This window comes from Aeromicrobium sp., from assembly GCF_014378035.1.
Classification (GTDB): Bacteria; Actinomycetota; Actinomycetes; order Propionibacteriales; family Nocardioidaceae; genus Aeromicrobium.
Genome location: NZ_JACMOM010000257.1, coordinates 1 through 2,131 on the forward strand (window position 1 = coordinate 1; position 2,131 = coordinate 2,131).

The 2,131-nt window shown below is 65.6% G+C and carries 3 protein-coding genes; all 3 read left to right on the forward strand.

Going from position 1 to position 2,131, the window contains the following annotated elements; translation table 11 throughout:
* Positions 1 to 1,264 (forward strand): proteasome ATPase (gene arc, locus H7290_RS13470; protein WP_290514530.1); only part of this gene is annotated, 1,264 nt, incomplete at its 5' end.
* A 35-nt stretch (positions 1,265 to 1,299) separates the two neighbouring features.
* Positions 1,300 to 1,755 carry a GNAT family N-acetyltransferase gene (locus tag H7290_RS13475; RefSeq protein ID WP_290514531.1) on the forward strand — a complete coding sequence of 152 codons (456 nt, stop codon included), beginning with the start codon at positions 1,300 to 1,302 and terminating at the stop codon, positions 1,753 to 1,755.
* Between the two features lie 51 nt (positions 1,756 to 1,806).
* Positions 1,807 to 1,995 (forward strand): hypothetical protein, encoded by a 189-nt coding sequence (locus H7290_RS13480; RefSeq protein WP_290514532.1) that lies wholly within the window; start codon positions 1,807 to 1,809, stop codon positions 1,993 to 1,995.
* The last annotated feature ends 136 nt before the right edge of the window (positions 1,996 to 2,131 follow it).

The window sequence follows — 2,131 nt, forward strand, 5'->3', positions numbered from 1 at the left end:
CGGAGGACGTGCCCTGGTGATGGGCTACGCCCATGAGGAGCGCATCGTCCGTCTCGCGGAGTCCCTCGACGGAATCAAGCTGCGTCCCGGAGACTCCCTGCTCCTCGACTCGCGATCGGGCTACGTCTACGAGCGCATCCCCAAGAGCGAGGTCGAGGATCTCGTCCTCGAGGAGGTGCCCGACATCGACTACGAGAGCATCGGTGGTCTGCGGGCGCAGATCGAGTCGATCCGCGATGCCGTCGAGCTGCCGTACCTCCACCCTGAGATCTTCATCGAGCACGAGCTCAAGCCCCCCAAGGGCGTCCAGCTCTACGGGCCCCCGGGTTGCGGCAAGACGATGATCGCCAAGGCCGTCGCCGCCTCGCTGGCCAAGAAGGTCTCCGAGCGCACCGGCGAGGAAGGACGTTCGTTCTTCCTCAACATCAAGGGCCCCGAGCTGCTCAACAAGTACGTCGGCGAGACCGAGCGCCACATCCGCCTGGTCTTTCAGAGGGCGCGCGAGAAGGCCAGCGAGGGCACCCCGGTCATCGTGTTCTTCGACGAGATGGACTCGCTCTTCCGCACCCGTGGATCAGGCGTGTCGTCCGACGTCGAGAACACCATCGTCCCGCAGCTGCTGAGCGAGATCGACGGTGTCGAGAGTCTCGAGAACGTCCTTGTCATCGGCGCCTCCAACCGTGAGGACATGATCGACCCGGCCATCCTGCGCCCGGGTCGTCTCGACGTGAAGATCAAGATCGAGCGACCCGACGCCGAGTCGGCACGCGACATCTTCAGCAAGTACCTCACCGCCAACCTCCCGCTGCACCCCGATGACCTGGGCGAGTGGAACGGTGACCGGCAGGCGTGTGTGGGTGGCATGATCCAGCGCACCGTCGAGCGCATGTACACCGAGTCCGAGGACAACCAGTTCCTCGAGGTGACCTACGCCAACGGTGACAAGGAGGTCCTGTACTTCAAGGACTTCAACTCCGGCGCCATGATCCAGAACATCGTCGACCGCGCCAAGAAGATGGCCATCAAGGACCTCCTCGAGAGTGGTCAGCGGGGTCTTCGGATCCAGCACATGATGCAGGCGTGTCTCGATGAGTTCAAGGAGAACGAAGACCTTCCCAACACGACCAACCCCGATGACTGGGCGCGGATCTCCGGCAAGAAGGGCGAGCGCATCGTGTTCATCCGCACGCTCATCTCCGGCAAGAGCGGCAACGAGCCGGGACGGTCGATCGACACAGTCGCCAACACCGGTCAGTACCTGTGAGTGGACAGGCACCCGACACCACGACAGTGAGTCATGTGCTGCGCGTCGCCACCTATCACAGCGACGACGCGCAGCTTCTCACTGCCGAGGTGCAGCTCGAATACGCGCGTCGCTATGGCGGTGACGGCGACACCGCACCGATCGACACCTCGGAGTTCGACGGCCCCGGCGGCGCCTTCTTCATGGTCTACGTCGATGACGTGGCTGCCGCCATGGGCGGGTGGCGTCGCCACGGCGACGACGGCGACGCTGAGATCAAGCGGATGTTCGTCCGTCCACAGTTCCAGCGCCGCGGCTTCGCAAGGATGATCCTGGCCGAGCTGGAGCGGACGGCAGCCCTGGCCGGCTTCACCCGGCTGATCCTGGAGACCGGACTCGCGCAGCCGGAAGCCGTCGCGATGTATCGCTCAGCCGGTTACCACGACATCCCCGCCTTCGGTTTCTATGCCAGCGACCCGCTCAGCGTCCATCTGGGCAAGACCCTCACCTGACGACCAGCTCCTCAGCCAGTCGTCATACCCTCGTTCGCCCGGGCGGAGCCCGTGAGCGAGCCTATGACCGAGGCGTCCGTGAGCCCCGCGGCTTGGGTGCACGAGGGCGCAACGGTGCAGTTGGCCGCCGGCGCCCAGCCGTGGGCGCTCGTTGCCCACCGTGGCCTGATGTCCCGGCTCGTGGCCGACGGTGTCGCTGCACGGGCGGCCGCGGCGGGGGACCGTACGCTGGCACCATGACCGTGAGACGTGTGCAAGGCAGTGAAGTCGAGTACGGGATCGTCGTCCAGGGCCAGCCCCACGCCAACCCGATGGTGGCCTCGACGCATGTCGTCAACTCCTACGCCGCCGCTCACGGGCTCACCCGCCGAGCCCG